Consider the following 1,198-nt stretch of genomic DNA (forward strand, 5'->3'; position numbering starts at 1 on the left):
GGTACTGATACCCAAGCCAGGAGGAGGAGAGCGGCCGCTGGGTATACCCACGATCAAAGATCGCGTGGTCCAGACGGCGGCGAAACTCATTCTGGAGCCCATCTTCGAGGCCGACCTGAGCGAGGCTGCATACGGGTACCGACCCGGACGCAGCGGAGTGCAGGCGGTCCAAGAGGTCCATCAGGAGCTGAAGCGAGGGCGGACCCAAGTGGTGGATGCGGATCTCTCGAAGTACTTCGACACTATTCCCCACGCGCAACTGATGAAGAGCGTCGCGAGGAGGGTGGCGGACAAGGCGGTGCTTCATCTGGTGAAGATGTGGCTGAAGGTGCCTGTGGAAGAGAGGGACGAGCAAGGGCGCCCGAGGTACAGCGGAGGCAAGTGCTCGAAGCAGGGGACTCCGCAGGGAGGTGTCATCTCCCCGCTGCTGGCGAACATCTACATCAACCGGTTGTTGAAGGTGTTCTCCAAGAGCGCGCTGATGGAGAGGAGCGGAGCGAAGATCGTCAACTACGCCGATGACTTCGTGGTGGTAGCCCGCAGGGGCGCTGCGGAGGTGTTGGCGCAGGTGAAGCAATGGCTCGAAGGGCTGAAGCTGACGCTCAACGAGGCGAAGACGAGCCTTCGCGACGCGCGGAAGGAGCATTTCCGCTTTCTTGGGTACGAACTGGGGCCACTGGTCTACAAGAAGACCGGCCAGAAGTACCTGGGAGCCCGACCTTCGAAGAAGGCAATGGAGCACGCCCGAGGTGAAGTGAGCCGAATCCTTCGGCGCGGCAGGACGGAGCGCTGGGAGGAGATAGCGGGCGAGCTCAATCGGTTCCTGCGTGGGTGGGCAACGTATTTTGCCTACGACTCGCCGATGCACGCGTTCAACGTGTTGGATTGGCACGTCACCGAACGGGTGAGGAACTTCCTGAGCAGGAGGCACAAGGTGACGCGAGCAACGTCACGCTTCAAGTACAACGAGGTGCATCGGAGCCTTGGAGTATTGGAGGTGCGTGCTCTCCTGCGCTGAAACGCGTCGCGTGAAACCTGTCCGAGAGCCGGATGCAGGAAATCTGCACGTCCGGTTCGATGAGCGGCGTGGAGGAAACGGACCGTGGGTAAGACTCGGCGAGAGGGCGAGCGAGAGCGGACCTTCGCAGTAGGCGCCGACGAACCCGAACGGCACCGCGCCTCCCGTCGACTCTACCCC

The 1,198-nt window shown here is 61.9% G+C and carries 1 protein-coding gene; it reads left to right on the forward strand.

Annotated features, from left to right (window positions below):
- Positions 1-1,018, forward strand: a 1,018-nt coding sequence (ltrA, locus tag KY661_RS37090; protein ID WP_225414682.1) for a group II intron reverse transcriptase/maturase, incomplete at its 5' end; no start/stop codon positions are given.
- Positions 1,019-1,198: the final 180 nt, after the last annotated feature.

The organism is Allostigmatella hybrida, from assembly GCF_020103775.1.
GTDB lineage: Bacteria > Myxococcota > Myxococcia > Myxococcales > Myxococcaceae > Hyalangium > Hyalangium aurantiaca.